The following is a 25,804-nucleotide window of genomic DNA, read 5'->3' as shown; positions in this document are numbered from 1 at the left end:
CAAGTCTAGCGGGTGGGCATTAGGCGCAGGTAGTCGTGGTCTTCTTCTTATGGTCTGCGGCCTGGGCCAGCGCCTCGTCGAAGGCCTTCGCGTATTCTTGCGCGCCCTCGGGCATTGGGTGAACTCCATCTTCAAACAGCATGTTTTGGTGTGCCTGGGCGTGGCCACACCAGTCTGCGATGTAGACGTTGTCGTGGGTCTTAGCTGCGTCCAGCACATCCTGGCGGGACTGTGCCATCCACTCGCGATCGCCGTAGGGCATAGCCATGAAGATCTGGCGGTCAGGACCGATGAGGTTAATCATCTCCTCCAACTGGCCCGGGAAGGCCGGGCCGTTGGTGCCGAAGCCAAGGAACACGTTCTTGCGCAACTTGCCGGAATCGTTCAGCTGCCGCACTACGTCCATACCGGCGGTGTAGTGGCGGGAAACATCCGCGTCAATGTAGATGCCCGGGTAATTGGTGTTCAGCGCTTCGCTAGCGGCCAGCATCACGGAGTCACCGACTGCGGTGATGTCCTTGCCCTGCACGGCCGCGGCCTTCTCTTCCTTCGGCGGCGGTGGAGTAGCTGGGGCGGGAGCATTGCCCTTGTTGGCTTGCTGGTTCATGCGCTGCAGTTGGTCCAGTTCCTGCTCCAGTGCGGTCTTGTCGTTGGAGTTCACCACGCCGTAGATCACTCCGCCCGCACAGGCTACGACGAGTAGCGGTACGACAGGCCACGCGACCTTCTTAAAGCCCTCGTTGATCTCGTGATAGGTCGGTCGGGAGCTCCAGTAGTCCTTCCACGTCTGCTTGTAACCGCGGCGGCGGAAGGGGTTCTCCACGTGCTGGTAGGAAATTTCGGAGATCACCAGAGCGATCGGCACCGCTACCAGTCCGAGAATCCACTTGTGGTCCATGTGACCGTCGGCGTCAAAAAGAGCACGCAGGATCATGATGACCGGCCAGTGCCACAGGTACAGCGAGAACGAACGTTGGCCGAGCCAACGCATGACATTGGTGCGGAAGATTATCGTCAGCGGTCCGGTTTCGCGGATCACACCCCAGATCATCAGCACGCCCAGCACACTGGTCAGTAGTAGGCCGCCCTGGTAGGTCACCGCTAGGTCGTCGCCCATAAACAAGAGCTGGAAGACGTAACCGACAAGCGCCAAGGCGCCGATCGCTCCCGCAGCCCGCGCCTCAAACTTTCCTGCCGACGGCCAGGAATCCACCCGCGGGTCGTTGCGCGTGGAGGTGACAGCCAGCGAGAGGAAAGCGCCGATGAGCAGGCCAAAAGCGTGCGTATCCGTGCCGTAGTAGACGCGCGTCGGATCCTCACCGGGGGTAAACAGCAGCGCCATGATCGCAGCGGAAAGTACAGCCAACACCGCCGTGACCAGCATCGGGATACGGCGTGGACTGCGGCGCAGCCGCCGCTGGGTGAACACGAAAATCCCAAGTGTTACCAGCGGCCAGATGATGTAGAACTGCTCTTCGACTGCCAGCGACCAGTAGTGGGCGAAAACCTGGATTTCGCTTTCCGCAAAATAAGACTGGGAGGTGGCGATCTGCGTCCAGTTATTGACGAAGAACAGCGTGCCCAGGAACTGCTCGCGGATGCCCACGGCGATGTCTCCACCTATGGCGGTGACTATCGCGGTGACGATAAATAGCGTGACCAGCGCGGCGGGAAGAATTCGGCGGAATCGCCTGATCCAGAAGTCCTTCAGGCTGATCGTGTTGCTTACCCGGTACTCGCGCACCAGCAGTGAGGTGATTAGGAATCCCGACAGGACGAAGAATAGGTCCACGCCCAGGTAGCCGCCGGGCAGAATATCGCCGAAGAAGTGGTAAATCACCACGGCGAGCACAGCGAGGCCGCGCAGGCCATCCAGCCCCTTCACCTGGCGCAGGCGAGCGCGACGATCCTTCTTGACAGTCTTGTTTTCCGGCGGGATCGCCAGCGCTTCCGGCACGTTGTTCCGGCGTGGGGCAGAGGTCTGCTGTGGTGCAGGTTGTGCCGTTGTCACCTGCTTCGCTTCGGGCTGTTTCTTTGGTTGTGACGCCGACTTCTCCGCCGCTGGCGGCACTGTCTTCGGCTTAGCCTTGGCGACTGGCTTCGGTGCCTGCTTGGCAGCGGGCGCCTGTTTGGGCACCGGTATGGGCGCGGACTCTGCGACCTGCTTGGGTGCGGGCTTTGGTACAGGCTTCGCGGCTGGCACGGGCACCGTCTTCTGCTCAGCCTTCGGCTGAGTCGCCTTCTTGGGAGCCTTCTTGGGAGCCGGTTTCTGTTCAGGCTTTGGTTTCGCAGGCGGTGTGGCCTTAGCTGCAGGCGTCTCCTTGGCAACCGGCTTGGCGGCCTCCTTGGAAACCGGCTTGGCGGCCTGCTTGGGTGCGGGCTTTGCGGCGGATGCCTTTGCGGGTATAGGTGCTTTTCGCGCCACGCCAGGTGCAACCCCTGGAGCGGGCGGCGCGCCTACGTTACCGAGTTTGATGGCCGGAGCAGCCGCGGCTGGTCGGGGAGTAGCGGCTTTCTTCTTGGGAGGCGCACTTGTCTGCTTCTTGTTCTTGTCTGCTTTAAGGGCCTTCGCAGCCGTAGTGGACTTCTTGGGATCCTGCGAGGCAGTGGAAGCCTTCCGCGGCTCCTGCTTCTGGGAAGAAGCCTTCGGTGGCTTCGGAGCGGAGGGAGCCTTGGGTGGGCCGCCTGCGGAGAGTTTGATTGGCGATCGAGTGGGCTCCTTGGAGGTTGCCTTTTTAGGTTCCTGCTTTACCGGAGCCGGCTTTTTCTCCTCAGAGGTTTTTCCCTCGGCTGGCTTCTTCGGTGCAGAGGCCTGCTGCGCGGGCTTCGCCGGAGCTGTCTTTTTTGGTTCTGGCTTCGCCGGAGCCGGCTTCTTTTCCTCGGAAGGCTTGGAAGCCGCAGACGGCTTAGAAGGCACAGAAGACCCGGAAGACGCACCAGATTCCTGATGTCTTTGCTGGTCGGGGGACGACTTCGCGGAACCAGTTCGTGCGTTACGAACAGCGCGCAGTAGTCCAAAAACCTGCTTCACTTTGCATCTCCCAAAGGCAAGATCGCGTGCATTGATTCATCAATACTAACGCTAGGTAGCTCGAAAACCCGCGAGTATTGACGTTACTGCGCGCTACCTGCACCGCAGCATTTATTAGTGCTTGCGTGTGTGGATATCGTTTCGCGCAATGTCTGTGCCATTGTTCACGATGAGCGTCACTGAGTCCACCGAATCCCGAAGAGTGTTTTCCATCCACCCGTTCTCTGCGTCGATGTCTGCCTCTTCGAACGGGCTCAGAACAAAATCAATCACTGACGTTCCCTTAGGCGGGCGACCGATGCCCATGCGGACGCGCACGTAGTGTTGAGTGCCCAGTTCGGCCGTCATTGAACGCAGCCCATTGTGGCCGCCCTCGCCACCTTTATCCTTGATGCGGACCTGCCCAGCGGCGATATCCAGCTCGTCGTGGCAGACAATGATCCGCTCCGCCGGCAGACTCAAAGCGGAAGCCAGCGGCCCCACAGCCTCACCAGAGTTATTCATGTAGGTCGTGGAGCGGAGCAGCAGCACGGGGGTTTCTTCCACCGTGATCAGCGCCGCATGAGCCTTCTGGCCCTCCACCGGCAGCCACTGGGCCTCATACCGCTCAACTAGGCGGTCAATCGGCCAATAGCCGATATTGTGCCGGGTGTCCGCGTACTTGGCGCCGGGATTGCCCAGGCCGATCACAATCCATTCAGGGGCGAACTCTTGCAGCTCCCCGACGGTGAGCTTGGTTCGCTTTGCAGGGCCACCTGCAGTTGTAGTTGCAGGCTCCTGTGGCGAAGACTTCTTGCGGAAAACGGAAAACAGAGATTGGAGGAAAGACACAGCCACTAGTTTCCCACACCGAGGGTGCGCTCAACCTCGTCGGCCGCGTCGGCGCACATGATCGCCACTTCCGCTGCCTCTGACTTGGGGAAGGGCTTCAACACATAGGCCGCTGGATCCATGCGTCCGGGCGGCCGACCAATGCCACACGACAAGCGCCAGTAGTCTTTCGTCCCCAGCGACTTCGTAATGGACTTCAGACCGTTATGCCCCTTGTCCCCACCGGACTGTCGCAGCTTCACTGCTCCCGGATCACCCTCGAGGTCGTCGTAGGCGACGATGATGTTCTCCGCCGGAATCTTGAAAAACGCCGCCAGCTGCTGCACCGGACCGCCGGATACATTCATGAAAGTTCGCGGCTGCGCCAGCACCACCTTGCGCCCCGCGATCTTCACCTCGGCGATGTCCGTGTTTGTTTTCTTGTGGGTACTCAGGCTGGCTGCCGGTACCTGTCGATCCAGCAGTTCGCCGATCACCATTCGTCCGACGTTGTGCCTGGTGTTGGCGTATTTATCGCCGGGGTTGCCCAGGCCGATGATTAGCCACGTGTCGCTGTTGGTGTGTTGTTTCTTGTTTGGTGACGCCACCGTCTCCAGCCCTCTCTCTAACTCACTGACGGTAATTGTACTGTCCACCCGGACAGCCCCCGCGGCCGTGGGGTGGCGTCAATAAAAAGGGCAACAAAAAGGGCCACCCGGTGCGAAAATGCACACGGTGTGGCCCAGTGAGTGAAGGGGGAGTGGATTACTCCTCGGACTCGCCCTCTGCGGACTCGTCCTCGGCTGCCTCGGCAGCTTCGCCCTCGGCGCCTTCGCCCTCCTCGTCCGTCTCCGGCAGTTCCTCTTCCTCCGGCTCCACGACGTTGATGATCAGGGTGTCTTCCTCGGAGACCAGGGATGCGTTGCCCGGCATCTGCAGGTCGCCAGCCAGAATCTGGTCGCCGATTTCCTTGCCCTCGACGTCGACGGTGATCTCTTCCGGAATGTTCAGAACGTCGGCCAGGATGGTGATGACGTCTGCCTCCTGGGTGACCAGGGCGCCCGGAGCAGCCTGACCGGTGAAGACAACTGGAACGTCAACCTCAACCTTTTCGCCGCGCTTAACGTTCAGCAGGTCAGCGTGGTCAACGTCCAGGGTCAGCACGTTCTGGTCCACAGCCTTGATCATGACCAGGTGATCCTGGCCCTCGATCTCCAGCTCCAGAACGGCGTTCACGCCCTCGTTACGCAGGATTGCCTGGAACTCCAGGATGTCCACGTGAACGTGCATCGGGTCCAGGTCGTTGCCGTAGACAACAGCCGGAACGCGGAAGTCGCGACGCAGGCGGCGGGAAGCGCCCTTGCCGAACTCGGTGCGCAGCTCGCCCTTCAGGCGGGTAATGTCAGCCATGATTTTCTCCTTCAATTTTTGTGCTTCAGATCTGTTCTGAATCGCTCTTGCGTTTCAACCGCGGGCATAAAAAATGCCGCGATATCTCGCGGCGTGTATGCATCCCACAGTTTATTGGTCACGCACCCACACGCGAGCGGACTCGCTTTTCAAGGTTACGTCACACAAAAAGTAGAGGGAGTGTGCTTTTCGCGCCGATAACGGCCAAATTCTGGGTAAGAATTCAGCCCTCGCCGAGATTCGAAAGTATGTTAGCACACCCCCAACCGGGGATTAAAACTACTCAAACAGTGTGGTCACGGAGCCATTCTCGAAGATCTCGTGAATGGTCTTGGCCACCAGCGGGGCGATGGGCAGAACCGTCAGGTTATCCCAGCCCTCGGTGGACTGTGGCAGGGTATCGGTAGTGATGATCTCGCGGGCGCCGCAGCTGCTCAGGCGCTCGCGTGCCGGGCCGCTGAATACGCCGTGGGTGGTGGCGATGATCACGTCGCCAGCACCAGCCTCACGCAGCACGCCGACGGCACCGGCGATGGTTCCACCGGTATCGATCATGTCGTCCAGCAGCACGCAGGTGCGGCCCTTCACGTCGCCGACCACGCGGTTGGCGGTGACCTTGTTGGCTACGTCAACGTCGCGGGTCTTGTGGATGAACGCCAGTGGGGCATCGCCCAGCACGTTGGCCCACTTCTCGGCCACCTTCACGCGGCCGGCATCAGGGGAGACCACGCAGATGTTGTCCAGGTTGTAATTGGCCTTTACATAGTCGGTCAGGATCGGCATGGCGTGCATGTGATCCACCGGACCGTCGAAGAAGCCCTGGATCTGGTCGGTGTGCAGATCGACAGAGACGATGCGGTCCGCGCCGGCGGTCTTCAGCAGGTCGGCAACCAGGCGGGCGGAGATCGGCTCGCGGCCGCGGTGCTTCTTGTCCTGGCGGGCGTAGGGGTAGAAGGGCAGGATCGCGGTGATGCGCTTGGCGGAGCCACGCTTTAGTGCATCGATCATGATCAGCTGCTCCATCAGCCAGTTATTCAGCGGCTGCGGGTGGGACTGCAGCACGAAGGCATCGGAACCGCGGACGGACTCTTCGAAGCGGACGAAGATCTCGCCGTTAGCGAAGTCGCGGGCGGTGGTCGGAGTGACCTCGATGCCCAATTCGCGGGCAACAGCCTCCCCCAATTCCGGATGAGCCCTGCCGCTAAACAGCATCAGGTTCTTTTGATTGTCGATCCAGTGGGTGGTGGACACTTGTGCTTTAACCTTCCGGTCGAAGAGCTGGACTATTCACTTTTATTCAGGCGCTCCCCATTTTAGGTCGCGCTCAGAGATATCAACAAAAACGAGCGTAGCTTCTGTCTGCTACTCCTGGTCTGCCTGTGGTGTTGACGTAGGCGAACCGCCTTCCGCCACACGCTTGGCTGCGGCCTCGCCGGCCTCTGCCGCTGGGGTGCCGGGGCGCTTCTTAGCCACCCAGCCCTCCACGTTGCGCTGCTTGCCACCAGAGACCACCAGCGCGCCCGGTGGCACGTCTTCCTTGATGACGGTACCGGCTCCGGAGTAGGCGCCATCGCCCACCACGACCGGGGCGATGAACATTGAATCGGATCCGGTGCGCACGTGCGAGCCCACGGTGGTGTGGTGCTTGTTCACACCGTCGTAGTTCACGAACACGCTGGAGGCGCCGATGTTGGAGTATTCGCCGATCGTCGCGTCGCCGACATAGGTCAGGTGGGGCACCTTCGAGCCTCGCCCGATGTTCGCCTTCTTCGCCTCGACGAAGCCGCCGAGCTTGCCCTCTTCGCCCAGCACCGTGCCGGGGCGGATGTAGGTAAAGGGGCCTACTTCGGCGCGCGGGCCGATGGTGGAATCAAAGCCGTGGGTGCGGACTACCTGCGCGCCTTCGCCGACCTTGACGTTTTCTAGAGTGGTATCCGGTCCGATCTGCGCGTTATCACCGATGGTGGTGGTGCCTAGCAGCTGCGTTCCCGGCAGGATAGTGACGTCCTGGCCTACCTGCACATCCACGTCGATCCAAGTTGTCGCCGGATCTACGATGGTCGCCCCGCCTCGCATCGCGGCGGTCACGGTGCGGCGGTTGAGCTCGGCGCCGGCGGCGGCTAGCTGGACGCGGTCGTTGACGCCCGCTAGTTCCGCAGCGTCGGAGGCGATGTGGGCGCGCACGGGGTGGCCCGCCCGGCGGGCGATGCTCAGCACGTCCGTCAGGTATAGCTCGCCCTGGGCGTTATCAGTGTTCAACTGCGCCAAGCCGTCGCGCAGGATAGCCGCGTCGAAGGCGAACACACCGGAGTTGACCTCAGTGATTTCCTTCTGCTTCTCCGTTGCGTCCTTTTCCTCCACGATGGCGGTGACCATGCCATCGTTGGTACGCAGGATGCGGCCGTAACCGGTGGGGTTGTCCTGGTTGACGGACAGCACGGTCACGCTCGCGCCGTCGTGGGTGGCAGTAAGTTCCTGCAGAGTCTCCGGGGAAAGTAGAGGTACGTCCGCGTTGGTAACCACAACGGTGCCTTCGAAGCCCTCCAGCTGTTCCATTGCGCACTGTACGGCGTGGCCGGTGCCGTTCTGCTGCTCCTGGATTGCAGTGTCGATGCTGCGCCCCAGTTGCTCGGCTACCTCTGCTACTGCCGGTCCTACTTGCTCCCGCCCATGGCCGATAACAGCCACGATGCGGGCGGGGTCGATGCCAGCGGCGGCGTGCAGGCTGTGGGAAAGGAGGGTGCGCCCGCCAATGGAGTGCAGGGTCTTTTGGGTCGTGGACTTCATCCGCGTGCCCGCCCCTGCGGCCAGCACGATCACTGCCACAGGCTTGTCTTGGGCCTTTAGGTGAGCTTCGGGGTTCTGAGCAGCATCAGTCACGTTGTTGGCATTCCTTACTTTCGGTTAAAAGCGAATTCCAGCATAGCGTCGCTTCGCCGCCGAGTCGGGGAGGGTCGCCCGCGAGCGCTTAAGAAATCTCGTTTTTGCCCACCGATACCTCCGGCAAGCTCTTAGACAGGATCGCGCCCAGCAGGCCGAAAAGCGCCAGTGCAGCCAGTGCGACCTCCGGGGAAAACAGTGCCAGCACACTGGTCAACGCGCCCACGATCAGCAGCAACACGCCCATCAGCGTGTTCGCCACCGATACATAGCGGGTACGTTGCGTGCCCTCTGCCATGTCCACGATGTAGGTGGAGCGGGCGACCCTGATCGCTGCGTGGGCAAGCGAGATAATGAAGAACGCGATGGGTAGCCACCACACCAGGGCGGTGGTCCACGTGTGGGCGTCACTAAGCGAGGAAGCGTAACCCAACGCCACAGTGATGATGAGTACGACCGTCGCCAGTAGTGCGGCGCCGGACAGAGTATTGCGGGAGCTCACGTCTGATAGCCAGCCCGAGACCCTGCCGGCGAGTAGCGAGGCCACGCCAGAGGCGATCACAAACGTTCCCAGACCCGTGAAAATGGCGCTGGCCAGTGAGGATTCTTCCGTCACGCTCTGTTGATTCGCCATCGTCACCAGGAATGTCGGTGACAGGGCGGAGGCCAGTAGCAGCGAACGCACCAGCACGAAGCGCCTAAAGTTGCGGTCAGAGCGTACGAGGTCCACGATGTCGTCGACCACATCGCGTACGTAGTTCGTGCCCTGCGGCAGGTCTTTTTCTTCTTGTTTAGTGACGCCTTCCCGGATCCCCTTAAACAGCCATGCGCTGGCCAACCAGGACACAGCGGCGACGGCGAAAAGGATTGCGAAGAAGGTAGGGGTCAGCTCCCCGCGGGCGGCCTGAATGGCCACACCCACCAGGATCGCCACCGCGCCGGACAAAGTAGTGGCAAAGCCGGTCAGCCGCCCGCGGAAGCCCTTCGGAACCGTGCGCCCGGCGATGTCCTTACTGGTCAGCGATACCAAAGAGCGGCAGGTGGACAGCAGAGCGAGGGCGAACAGGATGATCAGTCCGGCCAGCAGCCCGTTGGTCAGAAGCGCGGCGGCGACCATGATCGCGCATGCCAGTGCCTGGCCAAGCGTGCCGATCAGCATGAAACCCAGCCGTGAGGTCTTCGTCTGCAGCCACGGGCGGAACAGAGCCTGCGGCAGCATCGAACCGGATTCACGGATCGGCACCAGAAGCGGGATGATCCACGCCGGGGCGGCGATTACAGACAGGAACCAAGGCAGAACCGTCTTAGCGGAAACGATTTGATCGCCGATGTTCTGCGTGCCGAAGCCCAGGGAATAGCGGCCTGCGTTTTCCTCGACGTGCTTCAGGTCGCTCTTGGGTGGTGTGCCGATGAATTTCGTGGTGAATGTGTGCCAGAACCTACTGGAATCTGTGCTGGACTTGCCGGACATGTATCGCCCCACCCTTCCAAAAGAAAAAGCTCTCCCACCAGGACTCGAACCTAGAATGACGGTACCAAAAACCGTAGTGTTGCCAATTACACCATGGGAGAAGTGCACATATTAATGTGCAGCGAACACTTTACAGCACACCCAACCGGGCGCATAAACCGCAGGGTGAAGTGGAGGATAGACTGTTGGCCATGAGTCAGACAGCCACGCCCAAAGCCAACGCCAACCGCACTTCAAATCCGGCGCCCAGCCTGGCGGGGCTGCTGAAAGCCGCCGCGCAGGACGGGAAACTGCGCGGGATGATGACGCACCTGGGGGAGGGGGGCCTGCACATGCAAGCCCCGGAGGGTGCGTGGCCTTTCGCGGTCGGCACGCTGGCGCAGCGTACCCCGCTGCTGGTGGTGACGGCCACGGGGCGCCAAGCCCAGGACCTCACCACAGTGTTGCGCTACATGCTGGGGGATCGCGTGGAGCTGTTCCCGTCGTGGGAGACTCTGCCGCACGAGAAGCTTTCCCCGGCTGTGGAGACGGTGTCCACCCGTATGCGCGTGCTGCGCCGCCTGCACGAGGGCGACGAGAACCTGCAGGTCGTGGTGGCTCCGACCCGCGCGGCGGTGCAGCCTGTGCAGTCGAACCTGGGTGAGGTCACCCCGGTGCGGTTGAAGGTGGGGGAGGAAATAGACTTCGATTCCCTCACTCACCGGCTGCAAGAGCTCGGTTATACGCACGTGGACGTGGTGGGCAAGCGCGGCCACTTCGCTATTCGCGGTGGCATCGTGGATATCTTCCCCGCGACCGAGGAGATGCCCGTCCGCGTGGACTTCTGGGGCGACGAGATCACGGAAGTTCGCGCCTTTAGCGTTGGCGACCAGCGGACCATCCCCGGGGTGGAGCCAGACCAGGTGATGGTTTATGCATGCCGGGAATTGATTGTGACGGACGAGGTGGCGTCAAAAGCCAAGAACCTTGCCCAAGAGCACGCCGGCAACGCGGAGTTGGCCGAGATCCTCGACAAGATCAGCCAGAAAATCCAGGTACAGGGGATGGAATCGCTGATTCCGGCGCTGCACACGGCCGAGCTGGTGGCACTGCCGGAGCTCATGCCGGAAGGTACGCACACGCTGGTGATGGCACCCGCGGCAGTCGAACGCCGCGCTCACGACCTGCGCGAAACGGGCCAGCAGTTCCTTGAGGCCGGTTGGGACGTTGCGGCAATGGGCGGCTCGGCGCCGATGGAGGGCGTGGCTTATCTTTCGATCGACGCGGTGCAGAAGGTGCAGCAAAAGCTGGGGCGGCCCTGGTGGACGTTGTCTACGCTCGGGATGGCGGATTTTGACGCCGACACTTCCGATGTTTTGGAGCTCAACTACGACTCGGCGCCCCGACCGCACGGCGAGATGGAGGCCATCGGTGCGCTGATGAGCGACATCCGCAAGCGCGTGGAATCCGGTGGACGGGTGGCCTTCGCGGCCCCAACCCCGGCCGTGGCGGCCCGCATGCTGCGGCGTTTCCAAGAAGCTGGCATCGCGGCCGAGGCGATCGGTGTGGACCTCAGCGGCAGCCGTGGCCTGGGGCGGATTAAGAAGTCCAAACACACCACCGCCGACGAGCCCGCGCCACACCAGGTGAGCATCTACCACGCCGTGGCTTACGAGGGGCTGGTGTTCCCCTTCACCGGGGACGACAAGCGCCCTAGCCTGCTGTTCTTCACGGAAACGGACCTGACCGGCAACCGCGTGGACGCGAAGGCCACGGGCAAGCGCAAGCCCGCGAAGAAGCGCAACCGCGTGGATCCGCTGGCACTGGAGTCGGGCGACCTGGTGGTGCACGATTCCCACGGCATAGGCAAGTTCGTGAAGATGACGGAACGCACGGTGGGCAAGGGGCCGGATGCCTCCCGCCGTGAGTACCTGGTGCTGGAGTACGCGCCCAGCAAGCGGGGCGGGCCGGGCGATCAGCTATACGTGCCGATGGATCAGCTGGATATGCTGTCGCGCTACGTCGGCGGGGAAAAGCCCGCGCTGTCGAAGATGGGTGGCGCGGATTGGAAGAACACCAAGCGCAAGGCCCGCGGTGCTGTACGTGAGATCGCGGGCGAGTTGGTGCAGCTCTACGCCAGCCGCCAGGCCGCGCCGGGCTATGCCTTCGCCGCGGATACGCCCTGGCAGCGGGAGATGGAAGATGCCTTCCCCTTCACAGAAACCGAGGATCAGTACAACGCCATCGAGGCCGTGAAGGCCGACATGGAAAAGCCGGTGCCGATGGACCGCGTGATCGTCGGCGACGTGGGCTATGGCAAGACCGAGGTGGCGGTGCGTGCCGCTTTCAAGGCTGTGCAGTCCGGCAAGCAGGTGGCCGTGCTGGTGCCGACCACCTTGCTGGCGCAGCAGCACTACAACACGTTTAGCGAGCGCATGCAGGACTTTCCCACCACTATCAAGGAGCTGTCCCGCTTTACCACCCCGGCGGAATCCAAGAAGGTCATCGCCGGCATGGCCGATGGCACGGTGGACATCGTGATCGGTACCCACCGCCTGCTGCAGACGGGCGTGCATTGGAAGAACCTGGGGCTGATCATCGTGGACGAGGAGCAGCGCTTCGGTGTGGAGCACAAGGAGCACATCAAGTCGCTGCGCACCCACGTGGACGTGCTGACGATGTCTGCGACCCCGATTCCCCGCACGCTGGAAATGTCGATGGCGGGCATCCGTGAGATGTCGACCATTCTCACCCCGCCGGAGGATCGTCACCCCGTGCTGACGTATGTGGGTGCGCAGGAGGATAAGCACGTGGCTGCGGCTATCCGCCGCGAGCTACTGCGTGACGGCCAGGTGTTCTACGTGCACAACAAGGTCCGCAGTATTGAGCAGACCGCCGCGGACATTCGCCGCCTGGTACCGGAGGCCCGCGTGGTGGTCGCACACGGCCAGATGAGCGAGGAACAGCTAGAAACCACGGTGAAGGGCTTCTGGGATCGCGAGTTCGACGTGCTGGTGTGCACCACCATTGTGGAGACAGGCCTGGATATCGCCAATGCCAACACCCTGATCGTGGAGAACGCCCACCACATGGGGCTGTCCCAGCTGCATCAGCTGCGCGGCCGCGTGGGGCGCTCCCGCGAGCGCGGTTACGCCTACTTCCTATACCCGAAGGGGGAGGTGCTGACCGAGACCTCCTACGACCGGCTGACGACCATCGCCCAGAACAACGACCTGGGCGCGGGCATGGCCGTGGCCATGAAGGACCTGGAGATGCGCGGTGCTGGCAACGTGCTGGGCGCCGAGCAATCTGGTCACATCGCCGGAGTAGGTTTCGACCTCTACGTCCGCTTGGTGGGCGAAGCAGTGGAGGCGTTTCGCGCGATGGCAGACGGTAAGCCCGTCGACGGCCGAGAAGAGGAAAAGAAGGAGATCCGCATCGACCTGCCGGTGGATGCACACATCCCAGCCGAGTACATAGCATCGGAGCGCCTGCGCCTGGAGGCCTACCGCAAGTTCGCCGAGGTGCAGGATGAGGAGCAGATCGAGAAGGTGCTCGAGGAGCTGCACGACCGCTACGGCAAGCCGCCGGAGCAGATCCAGATGCTCGCGGTGCTCTCGCGCCTGCGCCTGCTGTGCCGAGACCTGCAGGTCACGGAGGTGGTGACCACGGGTTCGAAGATTAGTTTCAGCCCCATCGAGCTGCAGGATTCCACCCAGGTGCGTCTGAAGCGCCTATTCCCCGCGGCGAATTACCGCGCGACGACCAAGATTGTGCTGATCCCGGCGCCGAAGCGCGGTCAGGGCATGCGCGCGGTTCCGCTGCGCGATACGGAGCTGGTGCAGTGGTGCGCCGATGCGTTGACGCAGCTGGCTGGCATTCCGATTCGCAACATGGCCGGCGGTGCCGACAAGGGCTCAGGCAAGGATAAGGGCACGTCCTAAACCCCGACGCGCTAGAATAACCGCCATGTCAGTCGTATTACTAGATCCCCGTTTCCCCGCGATGATTCCCGTGGATGCCGTCGATCTGCTTCGTGGAGATGTTTGCTACACGGAGGAGGTGCCCATCCGCGTCCGCTGGGTTATTGCGGATCTGGGCGGCCACACGGTCGATGAGTCCGACATCATCGTCACGACGGATCTGGAAAACGAGGCTGTCGTTAACCGCATCGAAGCTGGTGAGGAGCTCATCACCGCGCCGAGCCTCAAGGTGCACATGGAGCCTGCCCGCGAGCTGGAGGCCGGTAGCTCTTCTGTTAGTGACGCCACCGACGGGGAAGACGCAGCCGAGATCACCCACTCGGGCGATGGCGTGGTGGACGGCGAGATCGTCGGGACCGACGAGCACACTGCGGCTGTGGCCGGCCTGCGCCGCACGACGCGCACCGAAGTTCCGGCTTCCGTGATGGATGAAATCGAGGACGCGGTGGCGCTAATGGCGCGTGCTCTGCGCCAGGGGGAGTGGGAGCAGTCCATGACCCACGCCAGCCTGGTGAAGTTCCTGCGGGAGGAAACTGAGGAGCTCGCGCGCACTATCGACCTGATGGAAAACTGGAAGCCCGAGGGCGAAGGTCAAGGAGCTACGCGCCCGGAGTGGATCGAGCAGGATCTATGTGCCGAGCTGTCGGATGTTTTGCTGCAGGTGCTTTTCCACGCGGAGATCGCGAACCGCCGTGGCGCCTTCGACATTGGTCACGTGGCCGGGGCGTTTTCGGCGAAGCTGCGCGCTCGCGCCCCCTACCTGTTTGAGGAGGTCGAGCGCCAGGTTCCGCGCCAGGAGCAGGACCGCCTGTGGGCGGAAGGCAAAAAGGAAGAGGAAGCCCAGCGGATCCGCAGTTTCGGTGAGGACTACCTGCGCTACAGCGAGGCCAAAAAGGAAGCTGAGCAGAAGGCGGCCGAGAAGCAGGCCGAATCTGTACAGCCCCGCCAGGAACCACACGCGGAGCAGTTCCCAGCCGTTCACGCGCCCGCTGCAGCGGCAGGCCCTGCAGGCGCCGCAGGTCCCTCCGACTCCGTCGCGCCTAGTGGCAATGTTGCTACGGCCGCAGATTCGACCGGCACTAGCGCTTTGACCGCCGCGGAGGCCGTCATCGCTGAGGCGCGCCAGCTGGGGCTACCAGACAAGGACATCCCGACCGACATCCGCTACCCGATGGTTGGCCTGGAGCTAGATAGCCCCGGTGAGGCAGAGCGCCGCCTACACGATGCTGTTGCGGCGTTCCGCGAGAAGCTGCAGTCCCAACAGCACAAGCCTCAGCATCCCAACCCCCAGCAGCCAGGGAGCCAGCAGCAGGGCAACTAGCGCCGCGTTAGAAAACTGCGTACCAGGCCTTCACGTGGGGCGAAGAGGTACGTCAGCCCGAAGATGGCCGACTGTACCAGCACGATGGTGCCGCCAGTGGATACGTCTACGTTGAAGCTCAGCAGGATGCCCGTGATGCAGCTGACCCACGCCACCAACGGGGCAATAAGCAGCATGTGGCGGAAGCGGCGCGTCCACAGGTAAGCGGTTGCGCCGGGGGTAATCAGCATTGCTACCACCAAGATCACGCCAACGGCCTGGGCGCTGGCCACCACCACGCACGCCAGGCACGCCAACAGTGCCCACCGTATGGCCTTCGTATTGAAGCCCATGGTTCTGGAGTGTTCGGCGTCAAAAGCCCACAGAGTAAACGTGCGTGCATTCGCCAGCAACACCACAAACGCGATGCCTCCAATGGCCAGGATCTGCCACAGCGCGGACTGCGTTATGCCCAGCAGGTTGCCGAACAGGATCTCCTGTAAGTGCGTGCCGCTAGGCGTCACAGAAAGAAGCACTAGTCCGAGGGCGAAGAAGGTGGTGAAGACAATGCCGATGGAGGTGTCCTCCCGCAGGGTGGTTCTTTCCTTTACCGAGCCGACCAGGCCGACGGCGATGAGTGCGGCCAGCATCGCACCGACGGCGAAGGGCGCTCCGGTGATGTAGGCCAGCACCACACCGGGCAGCACGGCGTGGGAGACCGCATCGCCTAGCAGTGACCAGCCCACCAAGATCAGCCAGCAGCTCAGTAGTCCCGCGACCACGGCCATCACGCTGGCGGCGAGCACCGCCCGCTGTACGAAGCTGTAGCTCAGGGGCACCAGGATTGGGTCGAAAAGAGTCGAAAGTGTGCTCATCGCTGCGCCTCCTCACTAGCGACCAGCTGTGCGTCCGCCGTGTTGGTGCTGAAGGTGCGCGCGAGGTTCTCTGCTGTCAGAACCTCTTCCAGCGCCCCTTCGGCCACGATCCGCCGGTTGAGCATAGCCACGTTGTCGCACAGTTCCGGCAGCCGGTCCAAATCGTGTGTGGAGATCAGTAGCGCTGTCCCGGCCTCGGCGAGCTCGTGTAGCAGTGCGGTGATCTGCGATTGTGACTGCGTATCCACCCCTGCGAAGGGTTCGTCCAGCAGCATGATTTTCGCCTCCTGCGCGATGCCGCGTGCTACGAAAACGCGCTTGCGCTGGCCACCTGATAGCGCGCCGACGGGGCGGTTCTGCAGGTCGGTCAGTCCGGTCTGCCGCAATGCCGCGTCGATGATGCGGTTGTTTTCTCTTTTCTCTTGACGCCAACTCTTCAGCCCCCATAGCGCCGAACCCTGCGGTAGCAGGCCTACCTTGGAGCGTGCGCGGCGCCGTCCGCTGGCAACAATGTCGCGCACGCTGATGGGGAAGTTCCAGTCCACGTGGTCGTGTTGAGGGACGTAGGCCACCGTGCCGCGTGAGCCGGTGGCGTTGACCGTTATGCTCCCGGAGGTGGGGCGCACCAGCCCCATGATGGCTTTGAACAGGGTGGATTTGCCCGCGCCGTTCATGCCGATCAAGGCGGTGATCTGGCCGAAGCCGAGCTGCAGGTTTACGCCGGTGAGAGCATCGACGTGGCCGTAACTCACGTGCACATTGTCGACGACCAGCGCGGGGGAGGGGGAAGAGTGTGGCGAGTTCATCTATTCCTCCGGATTCTTGCCCGTGAGTCCGCTGACGATGGTTTGGGCGTCGTAAGAAAGAAGGTCGAGGTAGGTCGGTACAGGACCGTCGGCTTCGGAGAGCGAGTCGACGTACAGTGTACCGCCGTCGCGGGCGCCGGTATCTCGCATGAGCTGTTCCTTCGGCCCGGGCTCCACTGTAGATTCGCAGAAAACAGCGGGGACGTCATTGTCCTTGACGAAATCGGCTGCCTGGGTGATTTGCTGGGGAGTGATCTCGCCCTCGGTGTTGACAGGCCAGATGTAGCCCTCCTTCATGCCGGCATCGTGGGTGAGGTAGCTGAAGGCACCCTCACAGCTCATCAGTGTCCGCTGGTGGCGGGGCAGGGATTTCAGGCCGTCCTGGAGCTCGGTCTGCACGTCGTCGAGCTTGTCTTTGTACTTCTTGCCGTTGTCCTCGTAGGTCTTTGCGTTTTCCGGACGCAGGTCGCTCAAGGCCTGGACGATGTTGTCCACATAGGTTTTGGCGAGGGTGGGGCTCATCCAGGCGTGTGGGTTGGGCTGATCGGTGCCCTTGATGTTGATGGGCTTCACGCCGTCGCTGGCAGTGGTGCGCTGGGCGGAGCTGTCTGCGGTCAGCTTGTCCAGCCAGTGTTCCAGTCCCAGTCCGTTGTTGATGATGAGCTCCGCTTCGGACGCGGCGGCGATGTCGCTGGGGGTGGGGTCGTAGCCGTGAACCTCCGCGCCGGGTTGGGTTAGTGAGCGCACGGTGAGGGTATCGCCGGCGATGTTGGAGGTGATGTCTTCCAAGATGGTGAAAGTCGTTAGAACCTCGGCTTTTTCATCGGGTGTGTTCTCGCTATTGCAGGCGGTGGTGCCTGCAACTGCGAGGATTGTGGTGCACAGAGTTGCCACTAGCTTCTTACTGGGCTTCATTTTCAAGGTAATAAACCTTCCGATAGTAAGGGGCATAATGTTCAATGTATTGAACAATATAGTGCAGCTTAATCCACACCCTTGAGTTCTTAAAACCCCGATCACCCCCGTACACTGGTCGACATGCATGTCACAGACCTTCCCGAGAGGTCCCAGGATTACCTGAAGAAGATCTTCGATCTGCAGGAGTGGTCTGGAGGTGGAGTTTCCCTCTCCGTCTTGGCCAGGCACATGGACCAGCGCCCTTCCACGGCCTCCGAGGCGATCAAGCGTCTCGCCGCCCAAGGGCTCGTCGACCACGCCCCTTATGGCGACATCGAGCTCAGTGAAGCGGGTCGAAAGATTGCCCTGGCCATGGTGCGTCGTCACCGCCTGATCGAGACTTTTCTGTGCAACCACTTGGGCTACGGCCTGGATGAGGTGCACGACGAGGCCGAGGTTTTAGAGCATGCGGTTTCCGAAACCTTCGTCGATCGCATCGCCAGCCTGCTGAACAACCCCACCCGTGACCCGCACGGTGACCCTATTCCCGACGAGGGTGGACACATTCCTGCGAGCTCGGCTTTCCTTCTTTCGGACGCCCACACGGGCGAACAGCTCATCGTGGATCGCATCAGCGACAGGGATGCTGCCCTGGTGCGTTATCTCACCGAGCACGGCGTGCTCCCCGGGGTTCACATCACCGTCGGCGAGCGTGTATTCGCAGATATGGCGGAGTTGCACATCGCCGAGTCGGAAACCAGGGTTCAGCTCCCAGCGAGTAGCCTAAGCGCAGTGTTGGTAAGCGCAGCCGATAAGAATTCGCAGAGCGGTCACACTGAGAAGCCCAAGAAGGCCTAAGAAAAAGAAGCAGGAAGGACATCCATGGCGTCGAACCACTATCGCCGCCCGCAGAGGATCGAACCAAACGATTCTGTGTGGGATGACGACGCAGCCGGAAGCCGCCCGAACCGGGGGCTGCTGGGTGGTTGCGGATTCTTCGTAGTGGTTATCGCGCTGCTGGGTATCATCGCCCTGGTCGGTTACCTGGTGGCAGGGTTCGTCACCAGTGACCGTGGCGCCGAATCCGACCGCCTGCCGGTGCCCACGGATATCCCGCCGAAGGCCGCGAGTCCCGCGCCGGACTTCGACCCGCAAGACAGCGACCGCGCATACCAGCAGGCTCTGGACTGGGCTAAGCCGAAGTCCGAGGAGCTAAACATCCCTCTGCAGGCCCTCATGGCCTACGGAAAGGCCGAAGGCTTCGCTCGGAACGAGACCCCCGCCTGCAACCTGTCCTGGAATACGCTGGCCGGGCTCGGTTACGTAGAGACCCGCCACGGGACCTACGACGGCGAGCGATTCGGGGCGTCCAAACTCAACGACGACGGCATCGCCGAGCCCGACATCATCGGCCCGCAGCTCAACGGCCGCGAGTTCGCCAAGGTGGAGGATACCGACGGCGGGCGTCTAGACGGCGACCGCGAATACGACCGTGCGCTGGGGCCGATGCAATTCATCCCCGAATCCTGGAAGATCTACGGGGTGGACGCAGATGGCGACGGTAAGAAGAATCCGCAGAGCGTCTACGACGCCGCCGCCACCGCGACCAAACTACTGTGTAGAGAAGGGCGCGACCTTAGCACCGAAAGTGGTTGGAAGAGCGCGATCAAGGGGTACAACCTTTCCAACGAGTACGTCGTGCAGGTACGCGACGCAGCGGCGAACTACGCGATTGGCCAGTCGCCGCAGTAGGCCATTCCCCCTTTAGGGAGGGGTGGTTTTGGCCAGGATTTGCCCGCGTGACGGCGAAAAAATTCTGGCGGTGCCACAATGGGAGTAGACCGCTGTGCTCGGTGCCACCTGTGGGCTACCAAGTGCTGCGGTGGAGACCTTTGTTAGCTGTTAACCCAAGAACAGATAATCAACAGTTTGGCACCCAATGCCACATGCCAAGGAGGCAGACACATGGCCCTGATCCTCAACATTGATGCACGCGAAATCATCGATTCCCGCGGTAACCCGACCGTCGAGGTAGACGTACTTCTAGACGACGGCTCCTTCGGTCGCGCAGCCGTTCCCTCCGGTGCTTCCACCGGTGTGCACGAGGCGCACGAGCTGCGTGATGGCGGCGAGCGCTACCAGGGCAAGGGCGTTCTCAATGCCGTCAAGAACGTTATCGAGGACATCGACGAAGAGCTGATGGGCGTGGAGGCAGACGATCAGCGTCTGATCGACCAGCTGATGCGCGACCTGGACGGCACTGAGAACAAGTCCAAGCTGGGCGCCAACGCCATCCTGGGTGTTTCCATGGCTGTTGCCCGTGCCGCTGCAGAGTCCGCCGACCTGCCGCTGTTCCGCTACGTCGGCGGCCCGAACGCCCACGTGCTGCCGGTACCGATGATGAACATCCTCAACGGTGGCGCACACGCAGACTCCGGCGTGGACGTCCAGGAGTTCATGATCGCCCCGATCGGCGCCGAGACTTTCTCCGAGGCGCTGCGCGTTGGCGCCGAGGTTTACCACACTCTGAAGAAGGTCATTAAGGACAAGGGCCTGTCCACCGGCCTGGGCGACGAGGGCGGCTTCGCTCCGTCCGTCGATTCCACCAAGGCAGCCCTGGACTTGATCGTCGAGGCTATCGAAAAGGCCGGTTTCAAGGTCGGCGAGGACGTCGCCCTGGCGCTGGACGTTGCCTCCTCCGAGTTCTTCAAGGACGGCAAGTACCACTTCGAGGGCGGCGAGCACACCGCCGAGGAGATGGCGAAGGTCTACGAGGGCCTGATCGAGGAGTACCCGATTGTCTCCATCGAGGACCCGCTGCAGGAAGACGACTGGGAGGGCTACACCGCCCTGACCGCCAAGATCGGCGACAAGGTTCAGATTGTCGGCGATGACTTCTTCGTCACCAACCCGCAGCGTCTGGCCAAGGGCATCGAGGAGAAGGCAGCCAACGCGCTGCTGGTGAAGGTAAACCAGATCGGTACCCTGACCGAGACCTTCGACGCTGTCGAACTGGCACACCGCAACGGCTACCGCAGCATGATGTCCCACCGCTCCGGTGAGACTGAGGACACCACCATCGCCGACCTGGCCGTCGCCCTGAACTGCGGCCAGATCAAGACCGGTGCTCCGGCTCGCTCCGAGCGTGTTGCCAAGTACAACCAGCTGCTGCGTATCGAGGAGATCCTGGGCGATGCAGCCGTCTACGCAGGCCGCTCCGCCTTCCCTCGTTTCACCAAGTAAGTGTTAGGCGCTCCCCAAGGAGCGCAAGGCTCAGTAGCCCCAGGTAGCCCACAGCCATCCAGCCGATGGCCGTGGGCTACTCGCATTTCAGCCTCGCTTCGCTAGACTCTGTAGACCATGAGCAAATCGACCAAGGGCGAACCGGACAAGGAGCCGGAGGATCAGCCACGCGCAGACGTGGCGTCCGAAAAAGAGGGGCCAGAAAACAGCCGCCCCGAGTCCGCCCGCTTGCCTCGAGCACGGTCGATCGAGAGGCGCGAGAGGCGTCGGGCGCGCGCGCAGACCGCGCCGAAACGCATGGCGCGCTCCTTTGTAGAGGTGCCGAAGAACATGAGCCCCACAACGTGGCTCGTGGCGCTGGTACTGGTGATTTTCCTGGCGGTTTCCATCGCCAACCCGCTGCGTAACTACTTCGAGCAACGCGCCGAGCTGGCGCAGCTGAACCAGAAGATTGAGGTGCAGGAGAAGGAAAAAGCGGAGCTCACCAGCGAGCTTAACCGCTACCGCGATGAGGACTACATCAAGGAACAGGCTCGCACGCGCCTGGGGCTGATCGAGCCGGGGGAGTCGGCATATCGCATCATCTCCCCGAAGATCCACGCTGACGAGCTAGGCACCGAAACGGACGAAGAGTCCCAGGGTGAGGGCGAAGGCAACCGCGACTGGTACGCCCAGCTGTGGGACTCGATTTCCACGCCGGAGGAAGAATTGAAGGAAGACGATCCGGCGAGCGAAGACCACAAGCTGCCAACAGTGCCGGAAGAAAACCCGGAGCAGGAACAGCCCGCAGCGCCAGAACAGGCGCCAGCGCCCGCACCAGCTAACTAGACAACCCAAACAGTTCAGCCAACTAGAGCGAGATACCCGAACAGAGGAACCGAGGGAATTCATGACTAACCAACGCCAGCCCGGCCCGCCGACCGAAGACGACCTGGAGGTAATGCGCCAGCAACTCGGCCGTCCGTTGCGGGGTGTGGTTGAGGTCAGCTACTACACGCCGGATGGGGTTCCCGCTGTGGTGAAGACCCAACCGAAGTTGCCGGATGGTACTCCGTTCCCCACGCTGTACTACCTGACGGACCCGCGCTTGACCGCCGAAGCCTCCCGACTGGAGGTCGCAGGCGTGATGAAGACTATGCAGGCCCGGTTGCCTGAAGACGAAGATCTGGCGGCCGACTACCAGGCTGCGCACGAGCATTACCTAGCGGAGCGCAACAAGATGGAGGACTTGGGCACGGACTTCTCCGGCGGTGGCATGCCCGACCGTGTGAAGTGCCTGCACGTGCTGATTGCCTATGCCCTGGCGGAGGGGCCGCAGCGAGTGCGCCTAGGTACCGAGGCTGTCGCACTGGCCATTGAGAACAACCCGAAGCTTGAGGGTACGGCGCTGCCTGCAGACTGGCCGACGGCAGCCTCGCTGGGCACGTCTATGGAAGCCGCAAGCGTCGCAGAGTAGCTACCGAGGTGTCGCAGGGTAGCCTGGGGAGCTATGAGCACCGTCCAAAACAAGAGCCCCCGCTTCGCCGCTATTGATTGCGGAACAAACTCCATCCGTCTTCTGATTAGCGAGCGCACACCAGACGGGCAAATCAACGAGCTCAACAGGGATAACATCATTGTGCGCTTGGGCCAGGGGGTGGATGCCACGGGCCGTTTCGCCGACGAAGCGCTGCAGCGCGTGGACAAAGCCTTGCAGGTCTACGCCGATCGCATGGTCGAATATGGCGTGGTGGACGTGATGATGGGGGCGACTTCCGCCACCCGCGATGCGGCTAACCGCGAGGAGTTCTTCGACATCACTCGCCGGCACCTGGGCCGAGTGCGCGAGGGGGCGGTGGCACAGGTGATTTCCGGCGAGCAGGAGGCGGAGCTTAGCTTCCGTGGGGCCATTACGGATCTGCAGGATGCGCTGGACCGCACGGTGTGTGTGATCGACCTGGGCGGTGGCTCTACCGAGTTCGTCGTGCACGGCCCGGGGCGCGAGCCACAGGCTTTCTCGGCCAACATGGGTTGTGTACGCCTGACGGAACGGTTCTTGCATGACCAGCCGCCGACAGAGCAGCAGGTGGCTGAGGCGCGCGATTTTGTAGGGGAGCTGATGGAGCAGGTGCGCTCCCACGTGGATCTGCGCGACGTGGATCAGGTCGTGGGCGTGGCGGGCACCATGACCACCCTTGCCGCCATCACCCTGGGGCTTTCCGAGTATGATTCCCGGGCTATCCACATGGCCGTCCTGTCGCTAGAGGACTTCCGCGCCACGGCGCGCAATCTTTTGGGATTGACGCCACCCCAGCGCTGCGAATACGGGCCTATGCACCCGGGCCGCGCGGATGTGATCGGTGGCGGCTCAATCGTGGTGGACACTTTCGCGAGCCAGTTCCTTGATTGGGGGCTAAGTGAGATCACGGTTAGCGAAAAGGATATATTGGACGGGATGCTGGCTGAGGTCATGGCACGCCCCCTATAGCCCAATTGGCAGAGGCAGCGGACTTAAAATCCGTTCAGTGTCGGTTCGAGTCCGACTGGGGGGACTTTTTTGTTTCTCTTTTAGAGCCCCTTTTTGAAAGTGAGCCAGATCACGGTCAGGCTACTGTAGCGTTGTTTCCAAGAAAGTATTTCGTCGGCAAAAATACACGCCGGCGCTTTGATTCACTTTTGAGGATTCACTTTTGAGGGAGCCATCGACATGATCCTGGATAACTACCGCGCAACTTGGGAAACCGAGGAAACTGACGCCCTACGCCTGCACGCCCGCGAGTTTATCGCTAGGGAGGTAACTCCCAACGAGCTGAAGTGGGAAGAAAACCACCAGGTGGAGCGCGAGTTTTGGAACAAAGCTGGCGATGCTGGCCTGCTGTGCGCTTCCATCCCCGAGGAGTACGGCGGAGGCGGTGGCACCTTCGCCCACGAAGCGGTAATCCAGCAGGAGCTCGCCTTGGCTGGCAACTCTGCTTGGCACAACGGTGTGCATTCCGTGATCGTCGCCCACTACATCTACCAACTCGGCACGGAGGAGCAGCGTAAGCGCTGGCTGCCGGGAATGGCCAGTGGTGAGCTGGTTGGTGCGATCGCCATGACCGAGCCCGGCACCGGTTCCGACCTGCAGGCGATCAAGACCCGTGCAGAGCTGGATGGCGATGAGTGGGTGATTAACGGCTCGAAGACTTTCATCACCAACGGCACGCACTGCGACGTCGTGGTGATCGTCGCTCGCACTAACGACCAGCCGGGCGGCAGGGGACTGTCCTTGATCGTCGCTGAAACCCAGGATCTAGAGGGCTTCGAGCGTGGCCGCGTGCTGGATAAGATCGGTCAGCGTGGTCAGGACACCCGCGAGCTGTTCTTTACCGACATGCGAGTGCCTGCCGATAACCTGCTGGGCGGGCAGGAAGGTATGGGCTTCGTGCAGTTGATGCAGCAGCTGCCACAGGAGCGCTTGATCCTGGCTATTGGCGGTTCATCCGCTTGCGAGGGGGCCGTGCGCGAAACCATCCGTTACGTCAACGAGCGCGAGGCGTTCGGCCGCCCGATCCTGGGATTCCAGAACACCCAGTTCGTTCTGGCCGAGTGCGCGAGCGAGACGCTGGCAGCGAAGACGCTGACCGACCACTGCACGGCGCTACACATCGAGGGTAAGTTGACGACCGCGCAAGCTTCTGCCGCGAAGTATCTGGCCTCCGACCTACAGAGTTCCGTGGCGGATCGCTGCCTGCAACTGTTCGGTGGCTACGGTTTCATGCGCGAGTACCCGATCTCCCGCATGTACACGGATGCCCGCGTACAGCGCATCTACGGCGGTACGAACGAGATCATGAAGCTGCTGATCGCCCGCGAGTTTAAGCAGGACTAGCGAGACTGGGCTAGGGGGTCAGAGGAAGGTTGGCGGCTCGGCCAGCTCGAAGTCCGTGCCGCCATTCCAGGTCAGGTAGACCTGTGTGCGCTGGGAAGGGGAGGACATGGGGTCTGAATCGCCGTATCCGAGGTAGTCGAAGAACAGCTTTCCATCCTCGACCTTCACTTCGTCGACTGTTTGGCCACGTCGGCCCATAGTCGGCAGATCTTCGTCGAGGTCATCCACCTGGGTGTATCCCATCGGAGTGAGGTTCTTGTCGTACACCACGAAGTGGTTGACGTAGCTGTTTCCTCCCTGGTTGCTGTACATTTGCACGACTATTTCGTCCTCCCCGTCCCCGTTAAGGTCGCCTTGTGCGTAGATCGGGGAGATTTTGCCACGATCGCCGCTTGGATCGTTGCTGCCGAGCTGGATGTTGAAGCCATAGCCGGGTTCGCCGTATACGCCATCGCTCAAGGTGACGGCCGGAAAACTCGTTTCATCGGTGCGTTCGGCGTCTTCGAGCACGCTGAAGTCGGGCACCGTCATTGAGGCCATCCGTGGGATCAGGTCAGCGGCGTCGAACTGCTCCTCGGACTCGCCGGATCCATCGGATTCGCTCCCACTATCGGAGTCTTCCGCGACTGGCTCTGCATCGGACGCTTCGTCGGCCCCCGCGTCAGGCGCTGCGCCTGCGGCTGCGGAGGGCTTGCCCGGATTAGCCTCGTTGTCAGAGGGCTCGGTGAGCTTCTTGTAGCCGAACAGGCCGCCTGCCAGCAACAGGAGGCAGACGATGAAGGTGACGATTATCGGCAGAATTACCGAAGTCTTCCTCGGCGGTTGAACCTGTGCCATGGCCTGCGCTGCCGCAGGTGGGGGAGCCATCCCCGGGCCGAACACGGGCGCTGGGCCTAGGTTGGCGGCTGGACTGGCGATCAGACTGGCGGCCGGGCTGCCGACCGGGTTGGCCGCTGGGCCGACGCCGGGGTTTGGGGCAACAAGGGGGTTGGAGGCCGGCTGTTGGGGCGGCGATACTGGTGCGAAGGGTTCCGTGGAGGGGTGCGTGGTGGAGCCAGCCTCCACATCGGTTTCCGCGGCTGGGGTCTCGTCCGAGCGCACCACGTTCTTCCACTCGTTGCGCGAGGCGCGAGATGCGCGAGGGTGGCTAGAGTCAGTCGGAGTCCGTGAGCTCTGCGAGTTCCACTGGTTTCGTTGGCTTCGCTGGTCCGGTTGCTTCCGGCTGGCGTTTTCCGGTGATTCCACGCTTGGGGCTCCTACACGTTGAAC

At 62.0% G+C, this 25,804-nt stretch carries 20 protein-coding genes and 2 tRNA genes; 10 read left to right on the top strand and 12 right to left on the bottom strand.

What is annotated here, in order from left to right:
- Positions 1 to 19: 19 nt before the first annotated feature.
- From CJEIK_RS08035 to CJEIK_RS08000, 8 genes are all read right to left on the bottom strand, one after another.
- Positions 20 to 3,031 (bottom strand): acyltransferase family protein, encoded by a 3,012-nt coding sequence (locus CJEIK_RS08035; RefSeq protein WP_077536230.1) that lies wholly within the window; start codon positions 3,029 to 3,031, stop codon positions 20 to 22.
- A gap of 114 nt (positions 3,032 to 3,145) precedes the next feature.
- Complete coding sequence (gene pth, locus CJEIK_RS08030) at positions 3,146 to 3,868, bottom strand: aminoacyl-tRNA hydrolase (protein ID WP_005293388.1); 723 nt, start codon at positions 3,866 to 3,868, stop codon at positions 3,146 to 3,148.
- Positions 3,868 to 4,449 carry an aminoacyl-tRNA hydrolase gene (gene pth, locus CJEIK_RS08025; RefSeq protein ID WP_172457275.1) on the bottom strand — a complete coding sequence of 194 codons (582 nt, stop codon included), beginning with the start codon at positions 4,447 to 4,449 and terminating at the stop codon, positions 3,868 to 3,870. Before pth (CJEIK_RS08025) ends, pth (CJEIK_RS08030) begins: the two co-directional genes overlap by 1 nt.
- A gap of 157 nt (positions 4,450 to 4,606) precedes the next feature.
- Positions 4,607 to 5,251, bottom strand: a complete 645-nt coding sequence (locus tag CJEIK_RS08020; RefSeq protein ID WP_034964454.1) for a 50S ribosomal protein L25/general stress protein Ctc — start codon at positions 5,249 to 5,251, stop codon at positions 4,607 to 4,609.
- Positions 5,252 to 5,530: 279 nt separating this feature from the next.
- Entirely contained in the window at positions 5,531 to 6,502 is a 972-nt protein-coding gene (locus tag CJEIK_RS08015) for a ribose-phosphate diphosphokinase (protein WP_005293382.1), read from the bottom strand.
- 111 nt (positions 6,503 to 6,613) lie between these two features.
- Positions 6,614 to 8,131 carry a bifunctional UDP-N-acetylglucosamine diphosphorylase/glucosamine-1-phosphate N-acetyltransferase GlmU gene (glmU, locus tag CJEIK_RS08010; protein ID WP_005293380.1) on the bottom strand — a complete coding sequence of 506 codons (1,518 nt, stop codon included), beginning with the start codon at positions 8,129 to 8,131 and terminating at the stop codon, positions 6,614 to 6,616.
- A gap of 88 nt (positions 8,132 to 8,219) precedes the next feature.
- Complete coding sequence (locus CJEIK_RS08005; RefSeq protein WP_005293379.1) at positions 8,220 to 9,602, bottom strand: MFS transporter; 1,383 nt, start codon at positions 9,600 to 9,602, stop codon at positions 8,220 to 8,222.
- Between the two features lie 29 nt (positions 9,603 to 9,631).
- A tRNA-Gln gene (locus tag CJEIK_RS08000) sits at positions 9,632 to 9,703 on the bottom strand.
- 90 nt (positions 9,704 to 9,793) lie between these two features.
- Between CJEIK_RS08000 and mfd the strand changes: the two genes are divergently transcribed.
- Together mfd and CJEIK_RS07990 are read left to right on the top strand one after the other, a co-directional pair.
- Positions 9,794 to 13,525, top strand: a complete 3,732-nt coding sequence (gene mfd, locus CJEIK_RS07995) for a transcription-repair coupling factor (protein WP_005293377.1) — start codon at positions 9,794 to 9,796, stop codon at positions 13,523 to 13,525.
- A gap of 25 nt (positions 13,526 to 13,550) precedes the next feature.
- Entirely contained in the window at positions 13,551 to 14,885 is a 1,335-nt protein-coding gene (locus tag CJEIK_RS07990) for a MazG nucleotide pyrophosphohydrolase domain-containing protein (RefSeq protein WP_034964451.1), read from the top strand.
- On the opposite strand, the gene CJEIK_RS07985 is transcribed toward CJEIK_RS07990, so the two are convergent.
- From CJEIK_RS07985 to CJEIK_RS07975, 3 genes are read right to left on the bottom strand one after another with little or no spacing between them, the layout of a single operon-like run.
- On the bottom strand, positions 14,882 to 15,739 hold the full coding sequence (locus CJEIK_RS07985) for a metal ABC transporter permease (RefSeq protein WP_005293374.1): 858 nt from the start codon (positions 15,737 to 15,739) through the stop codon (positions 14,882 to 14,884). The two genes, CJEIK_RS07990 and CJEIK_RS07985, sit on opposite strands and share 4 nt — an antisense overlap.
- A complete protein-coding gene (locus CJEIK_RS07980; protein ID WP_005293372.1) occupies positions 15,736 to 16,545 on the bottom strand; it encodes a metal ABC transporter ATP-binding protein in 810 nt (269 codons plus the stop codon). Before CJEIK_RS07980 ends, CJEIK_RS07985 begins: the two co-directional genes overlap by 4 nt.
- Positions 16,546 to 17,460, bottom strand: a complete 915-nt coding sequence (locus CJEIK_RS07975) for a metal ABC transporter solute-binding protein, Zn/Mn family (protein WP_034964447.1) — start codon at positions 17,458 to 17,460, stop codon at positions 16,546 to 16,548.
- Between the two features lie 123 nt (positions 17,461 to 17,583).
- Here CJEIK_RS07975 and CJEIK_RS07970 point away from each other — a divergent pair, with 123 nt between their 5' ends.
- From CJEIK_RS07970 to CJEIK_RS07935, 8 genes are all read left to right on the top strand, one after another.
- Positions 17,584 to 18,300, top strand: coding sequence for a metal-dependent transcriptional regulator (locus tag CJEIK_RS07970; protein ID WP_005293367.1), 717 nt, complete (start codon positions 17,584 to 17,586; stop codon positions 18,298 to 18,300).
- A 24-nt stretch (positions 18,301 to 18,324) separates the two neighbouring features.
- The gene (locus CJEIK_RS07965) at positions 18,325 to 19,194 is read left to right on the top strand and encodes a lytic transglycosylase domain-containing protein (protein WP_005293365.1); all 870 of its coding nucleotides are present in this window, start codon (positions 18,325 to 18,327) and stop codon (positions 19,192 to 19,194) included.
- Positions 19,195 to 19,407: 213 nt separating this feature from the next.
- Positions 19,408 to 20,685 carry a phosphopyruvate hydratase gene (gene eno / locus CJEIK_RS07960; RefSeq protein WP_005293362.1) on the top strand — a complete coding sequence of 426 codons (1,278 nt, stop codon included), beginning with the start codon at positions 19,408 to 19,410 and terminating at the stop codon, positions 20,683 to 20,685.
- Positions 20,686 to 20,802: 117 nt separating this feature from the next.
- Positions 20,803 to 21,513, top strand: coding sequence for an FtsB family cell division protein (locus CJEIK_RS07955; RefSeq protein ID WP_005293359.1), 711 nt, complete (start codon positions 20,803 to 20,805; stop codon positions 21,511 to 21,513).
- Between the two features lie 61 nt (positions 21,514 to 21,574).
- Positions 21,575 to 22,141 carry a DUF501 domain-containing protein gene (locus CJEIK_RS07950; protein WP_005293356.1) on the top strand — a complete coding sequence of 189 codons (567 nt, stop codon included), beginning with the start codon at positions 21,575 to 21,577 and terminating at the stop codon, positions 22,139 to 22,141.
- Between the two features lie 33 nt (positions 22,142 to 22,174).
- On the top strand, positions 22,175 to 23,152 hold the full coding sequence (locus tag CJEIK_RS07945) for a Ppx/GppA phosphatase family protein (RefSeq protein ID WP_005293353.1): 978 nt from the start codon (positions 22,175 to 22,177) through the stop codon (positions 23,150 to 23,152).
- Positions 23,143 to 23,216: transfer RNA gene (locus CJEIK_RS07940), tRNA-Leu, on the top strand. Before CJEIK_RS07945 ends, CJEIK_RS07940 begins: the two co-directional genes overlap by 10 nt.
- A gap of 155 nt (positions 23,217 to 23,371) precedes the next feature.
- Positions 23,372 to 24,535, top strand: coding sequence for an acyl-CoA dehydrogenase family protein (locus CJEIK_RS07935; protein ID WP_005293352.1), 1,164 nt, complete (start codon positions 23,372 to 23,374; stop codon positions 24,533 to 24,535).
- An 18-nt stretch (positions 24,536 to 24,553) separates the two neighbouring features.
- Here CJEIK_RS07935 and CJEIK_RS07930 read toward each other — a convergent pair whose 3' ends face one another.
- Positions 24,554 to 25,780, bottom strand: a complete 1,227-nt coding sequence (locus CJEIK_RS07930; protein WP_115597265.1) for a hypothetical protein — start codon at positions 25,778 to 25,780, stop codon at positions 24,554 to 24,556.
- Between the last annotated feature and the right edge of the window lie 24 nt (positions 25,781 to 25,804).

It is taken from the genome of Corynebacterium jeikeium (assembly GCF_028609885.1).
Lineage (GTDB): Bacteria > Actinomycetota > Actinomycetes > Mycobacteriales > Mycobacteriaceae > Corynebacterium > Corynebacterium jeikeium.
This window is presented reverse-complemented; position numbering and strand designations above follow the sequence as displayed.

What these genes read in the sequence shown, in the direction of transcription:
- CJEIK_RS08020 (WP_034964454.1), bottom strand. Translation starts at nt 5,251, where the DNA reads ATGGCTGACATTACCCGCCTGAAGGGCGAGCTGCGCACCGAGTTCGGC.
- CJEIK_RS08005 (WP_005293379.1), bottom strand. Translation starts at nt 9,602, where the DNA reads ATGTCCGGCAAGTCCAGCACAGATTCCAGTAGGTTCTGGCACACATTC.
- mfd (WP_005293377.1), top strand. Translation starts at nt 9,794, where the DNA reads ATGAGTCAGACAGCCACGCCCAAAGCCAACGCCAACCGCACTTCAAAT.
- CJEIK_RS07990 (WP_034964451.1), top strand. Translation starts at nt 13,551, where the DNA reads ATGTCAGTCGTATTACTAGATCCCCGTTTCCCCGCGATGATTCCCGTG.
- CJEIK_RS07985 (WP_005293374.1), bottom strand. Translation starts at nt 15,739, where the DNA reads ATGAGCACACTTTCGACTCTTTTCGACCCAATCCTGGTGCCCCTGAGC.
- CJEIK_RS07980 (WP_005293372.1), bottom strand. Translation starts at nt 16,545, where the DNA reads ATGAACTCGCCACACTCTTCCCCCTCCCCCGCGCTGGTCGTCGACAAT.
- CJEIK_RS07975 (WP_034964447.1), bottom strand. Translation starts at nt 17,460, where the DNA reads ATGAAGCCCAGTAAGAAGCTAGTGGCAACTCTGTGCACCACAATCCTC.
- CJEIK_RS07970 (WP_005293367.1), top strand. Translation starts at nt 17,584, where the DNA reads ATGCATGTCACAGACCTTCCCGAGAGGTCCCAGGATTACCTGAAGAAG.
- CJEIK_RS07965 (WP_005293365.1), top strand. Translation starts at nt 18,325, where the DNA reads ATGGCGTCGAACCACTATCGCCGCCCGCAGAGGATCGAACCAAACGAT.
- eno (WP_005293362.1), top strand. Translation starts at nt 19,408, where the DNA reads ATGGCCCTGATCCTCAACATTGATGCACGCGAAATCATCGATTCCCGC.
- CJEIK_RS07955 (WP_005293359.1), top strand. Translation starts at nt 20,803, where the DNA reads ATGAGCAAATCGACCAAGGGCGAACCGGACAAGGAGCCGGAGGATCAG.
- CJEIK_RS07950 (WP_005293356.1), top strand. Translation starts at nt 21,575, where the DNA reads ATGACTAACCAACGCCAGCCCGGCCCGCCGACCGAAGACGACCTGGAG.
- CJEIK_RS07945 (WP_005293353.1), top strand. Translation starts at nt 22,175, where the DNA reads ATGAGCACCGTCCAAAACAAGAGCCCCCGCTTCGCCGCTATTGATTGC.
- CJEIK_RS07935 (WP_005293352.1), top strand. Translation starts at nt 23,372, where the DNA reads ATGATCCTGGATAACTACCGCGCAACTTGGGAAACCGAGGAAACTGAC.